5 protein-coding genes and 1 pseudogene are annotated in these 4,806 nt (G+C 63.6%); 5 read left to right on the forward strand and 1 reads right to left on the reverse strand.

Features of this window, described 5'->3' with window-relative positions:
* Nucleotides 1-847, forward strand: an 847-nt coding sequence (gene ruvB, locus EN939_RS21195; protein ID WP_127269537.1) for a Holliday junction branch migration DNA helicase RuvB, incomplete at its 5' end; no start/stop codon positions are given.
* Between the two features lie 103 nt (nt 848-950).
* Here ruvB and EN939_RS21200 read toward each other — a convergent pair.
* Nucleotides 951-2,201 (reverse strand): glycoside hydrolase family 5 protein, encoded by a 1,251-nt coding sequence (locus EN939_RS21200; protein ID WP_127269538.1) that lies wholly within the window; start codon nt 2,199-2,201, stop codon nt 951-953.
* A gap of 57 nt (nt 2,202-2,258) precedes the next feature.
* On the opposite strand from EN939_RS21200, the gene ybgC reads away from it, so the two are divergent.
* The 4 genes and pseudogenes from ybgC to EN939_RS21220 all read left to right on the forward strand — a co-directional run.
* Nucleotides 2,259-2,729, forward strand: coding sequence for a tol-pal system-associated acyl-CoA thioesterase (ybgC, locus tag EN939_RS21205; protein WP_127269539.1), 471 nt, complete (start codon nt 2,259-2,261; stop codon nt 2,727-2,729).
* A gap of 420 nt (nt 2,730-3,149) precedes the next feature.
* Nucleotides 3,150-3,860, forward strand: coding sequence for a protein TolQ (gene tolQ, locus EN939_RS21210; RefSeq protein WP_013529145.1), 711 nt, complete (start codon nt 3,150-3,152; stop codon nt 3,858-3,860).
* 10 nt (nt 3,861-3,870) lie between these two features.
* A complete protein-coding gene (gene tolR / locus EN939_RS21215; protein WP_023811855.1) occupies nt 3,871-4,323 on the forward strand; it encodes a protein TolR in 453 nt (150 codons plus the stop codon).
* 7 nt (nt 4,324-4,330) lie between these two features.
* A pseudogene (locus EN939_RS21220) lies at nt 4,331-4,806 on the forward strand (hypothetical protein); the annotation flags it as partial.

Below are 4,806 nucleotides of genomic sequence, written 5' to 3' on the forward strand. Positions count from 1 at the left end.
CGGCAAGACGACGCTGGCGCAGATCATGGCGCGCGAACTCGGCGTCAATTTCCGCTCGACCTCGGGTCCCGTCATCGCCAAGGCCGGTGATCTTGCCGCGCTGCTGACCAATCTCGAGGAAGGCGACGTGCTGTTCATCGACGAGATCCATCGGCTGAGCCCGGCGGTGGAGGAGATCCTTTATCCGGCGATGGAGGATTTCCAGCTCGACCTGATCATCGGCGAAGGACCGGCGGCGCGTTCGGTCAAGATCGACCTTGCCCGCTTCACGCTCGTCGCCGCCACCACGCGGCTCGGCCTGCTCACCAATCCGCTGCGCGACCGTTTCGGCATTCCGGTACGGCTCAATTTCTACACGGTCCAAGAGCTGGAGCAGATCGTGCGGCGCGGCGCCCGCATCCTGCAAATGCCGCTTGGCGACGACGGTGCGCTGGAGATCGCGCGGCGTGCGCGCGGCACGCCACGCATCGCCGGCCGGCTCTTACGCCGTGTGCGCGATTTCGCCTCGGTGGCCGGCGACGGCCATGTCGACCGCAAGATCGCCGACGAGGCGCTCACCCGGCTGGAGGTCGATGCGCTCGGCCTCGACGCGCTCGACCGGCGGTATCTCAGCATGATCGCGCGCAATTTCGGCGGCGGGCCGGTCGGCATCGAGACGATCGCCGCCGGCCTGTCAGAGCCGCGCGATGCCATCGAGGACATCATCGAGCCCTATCTGATCCAGCAGGGCTTCATCCAGCGCACACCGCGCGGCCGCATGCTGACGGCCAATGCCTGGCGCCATCTCGGCCTCGACGCGCCGAAGGATCTGGCGCAGCAGCAGATCAACCTGTTCCAGGAAGAGTAATTTTCCAGTGCGCCGCCCCGTCGTCTCGGGCATTGGCTCAGCATTGCGTCGGTACGTTTTTTGAATGCGCCCGGAATCTTCTCGACCGATCTTGGCTGAGCGATCAATGCAGCCCGCGGATCACGTCCATTACATCCGGTTCGGCCTTGTCGCCGTTGAAGGCGTCGACGATGCCGAAGGCGCCGCCATAGCTCCACACCGCCCATGAGAAGCCGTGCGCTTCGGCGCGCCCGATCATGTCCCTGACATAGGCGGCCCGGTACTCGGCGGGCATCACATAGGCGTTGCCATATTCCTGGCGGATCATGCCGAACTCGCCCAGCGAGATGTTTTCCGGCTTGACGCCGTTGGCCTTCGCCCATGCCTCGACCTTTTTGAACGGCGCATCCATGAGGCCCAGCAACTTGTCGGGACTGTCCATGCTGGCGACCTGTTCGTCGAGATAGGCAAGCAGGCCGCTCTGCCGTGTCCACGGGGCCTCGGCCTTGATCCTGGCGCGGATGGTGTCGAGCGTCACGTCGAGCTGTGCCTTGGGCACCGCGGTCAACGGATAGGGCAGGCCAGTCACATAGGGGATGAAGTCGCCGGCCCAGGTCGCTCCCTGATGGGTGAGCAGGAACGGATCGTAGGAATGGAAGGTCCAGATGACGTTGTCGTCAGGGATCGCCTTCGGGTCGATCTTCTCCAGCGAGCTCGCCGCGGAATAGCAGGCGCCGGTCAGCACGAGGGTCAGTTTCGTCGCCGAGGATCGCGCCGCGGCGAACAGTTTGCGCTGGCGGTCCGGCCACAGGCTGGTGCCATCGCTGTCGCAGTCGACGATCGGTTCGTTCATCGGCTCGAAGGCAACCTGGGTGGGATCTTCGCCGGCCAGCGTGCGGGCCATCTTGCGGACCATCTCGACATAGGCGTCGAAGGTCCGCGGGTCGTCCATCACTTCAGCCATGCCGATCTTGCGGCTGCCGCCGGCCGGGATCAGGTGCATGTCGACGATAACCTTCAGGCCGGCGCGGTTGATCATGCGCACGGAGTCCAGCACGCTGGCATAGAGGTCGTCACGCAAGGCCACGGTCTGGTCGGACAGGAAAGGCGAAGGGTCGACCGGCATGCGCAGGAAATCGAGGCCGGCATCCTTCAGCGCCTTGAGGTCGTTCTCCCCAAGGAATTTGCGCCATTCCGGATAGGGCAGGATGGCTTCGGCGTCGCCCCACTGGTCTTCGCCGGGCCATGTGACCCATTGGTCGAGGTTGAGGCCGCGCTTCATCGAGAATGTCGCGGCCTGGCCAGGCAGCGCCAAAGCCACGAGCACGAACAGCGCCGCCGTCAAACTCTTGATCATCGCCGTCAACAGTGCCATCCGATGTTATGTTCCGCGGGAAACCGGTGCCTGGTCGGGGCTGAAAAAGGAAGCGCAATGGGCGATCATGGTGAATCGGCGACGCTGCTGGCCGGGCTTTCCGGCGCGCTGACCACGTTCGGCCATCGGCTGATGGCGCGGGTCTATTATGCCGACACCGATTTCTCCGGCGTCGTCTACCATGCGCGCTATCTCGAATTCTTCGAACGCGGTCGCTCCGACTATCTCCGGCTGACCGGCGTGCACCACACAGAGCTTGCCGATGGCAAGCATGGCGAAAGAATAGTCTGGGTGGTGCGCCGCATGGAGATCGACTTTCGCGGCCCCGCCCGCATCGACGACATCCTGACGGTCGACACCCGCACCGAGGAGATTTCCGGCGCGCGCATCTTCATGGCGCAGCAGCTCAAGCGTGGCGACGAACTGCTGGTCGAGGCCAAGGTCGAGGCGGCGATCATCGGTGAGAATGGCCGCCCAAGGCGTTTTCCCAGGGAATGGGTGGCGGCATTCATGCCGAGGGTGCGCTGATATTCAGGTGATGCCGGCCTGCAAACAGCAGCTTCCTGCGCTTCCCCGTTCTACCGCATCGCGGTAGAACTGTGCTCACGTACGAAAGTACGCTCCGCTCCGGTTCTCGGAATCTACCGCTTTCGGCTCGGCCTGACCTGAATCTCAGCACACCCTAGCGCAGCCATTGAATTGATGGCCTTGCCATTGGGCGTGGCAATGCGCCGCGCCTTATATACTAACCCATCCTTAACCATAACGGTTCATGAAGAGATTGGTGAAGATTGGCGTTATCGAACGCCTTCCTTTCACCAATATTTGCCCCGAAAAGGCCGATAACGGCACAGTTTGGGGTTGTTCCGGTAGCTTCGTGCGAACCGACCACAAGGGATGCCAGGGGCCAGCCGCCAGCTTCGCCCGGAAAATCTTAAGGACGTAACGATGGAAAATATCGCACTCGCCGACCCGGGCGCGCAATTGTCGGTTTGGTCGCTGTTCGTTTCGGCCAGCTGGGTTGTCAAGCTGGTCATGATCGGCCTGCTCTGCGCCTCGGTCTGGACCTGGGCGATCATCGTCGACAAGCTGGTTTCCTATGCCCGCATGCGGCTGGCGCTCAACCGGTTCGAACAGGTGTTCTGGTCGGGGCAGTCGCTGGAGGAGCTCTACCGCACGCTCGCCGACCGCAAGACCACCGGCATGGGCGCCATTTTCGTCGCCGCCATGCGCGAGTGGAAGAAGAGTTTCGAGAAGGGCGCCAAGTCGCCGCTCGGCCTGCAGACCCGCATCGACAAGGCGATGGACCTGGCGCTGACCCGCGAGATGGAAAAGCTGGAAGGCCGCCTAGGTTTCCTCGCCACCACCGGCTCGGCGGCACCTTTCATCGGCCTGTTCGGCACCGTCATCGGCATCATGACGTCGTTTCAGGCGATCGCCGGCTCCAAGAACACCAGTCTCGCAGTGGTTGCGCCGGGCATCGCCGAAGCGTTGCTGGCGACGGCCATCGGCCTGCTCGCCGCCATTCCGGCCGTCATCGCCTACAACAAGCTGTCGTCCGATGCGAGCAAGATAGCCGTGCGCATGGAAGGGTTCTCCGACGAGTTCTCCGCCATACTCTCGCGCCAAATCGATGAAAAAGTGGCCCCCAAGGCCTGAGGAGTAGCAGATGGGTATGTCCATGGGCATGGGAGGGCGCGGCGGGCGCGGCCACAGGCGGCGCGGCCGTCACCATGCACTGATGTCCGAGATCAACGTCACGCCGATGGTCGACGTGATGCTGGTGCTGCTGATCATCTTCATGGTCGCCGCACCGATGCTGACGGTCGGCGTGCCGATCGACCTGCCGGATACGCAGGCCAAGGCGATGAATGCCGACACGCAGCCGATCACCGTCTCGATCAACGCCGCCGGCCAGATCTATCTGCAGGAAACCGAGATCCCGATCGAGGAGCTGGTGGCCAAGCTGCAGGCGATCTCGAAGACCGGCTATGAGGAGCGCATCTTCATCCGCGGCGACAAGTCCACCGACTATGGCACGGCGATGAAGGTGATGGCCCGCATTTCGGCCGCTGGCTACAAGAACATCGGCTTGGTTTCACTGCAGGAACAGGACCAATAGACGCGCGATGAAGACCGGCCTCACCACATCGGTGATCTTGCATACGGCGGCGCTGACCTTCGGCCTGTTCACGCTGACGGCGCCGGCGGCACTTCCGTCGTCCGACGTCGAGTCGGTCGCGGTCGATATCGTGCCGATGGAAGCCATTGCGCAGACGTTGCAGGGCGACAAGAAGGCCGTGATGCATGAAAAGCCGGCACCTGTGCCGACGCAGCGCCCGGACATCGTTCCGGACGCGCAGAAGGTCGGTGAGAACAGCGTCGACACCGACAAGCCGATAACGCCGGAAGCCAAGCCGAAGCCCGTCGACACGACCTCGGCTCCGCCGCCCGCGCCGACCCCGATCGAAAAGCCGAAGCCCGAGGACGTGCCGAAGCCGCAGGAGAAGCCCAAGCCCACCCCGGCAACGGAAGTGGCGCCGGCGCCCACGCCCAAGGAAGAGGTCAAGCCCGAGCCGGTCAAGCAGGCCGACCCCAAGCCGAC

Source organism: Mesorhizobium sp. M7A.F.Ca.CA.002.05.1.1 (assembly GCF_003998335.1).
Taxonomy (GTDB): domain Bacteria; phylum Pseudomonadota; class Alphaproteobacteria; order Rhizobiales; family Rhizobiaceae; genus Mesorhizobium.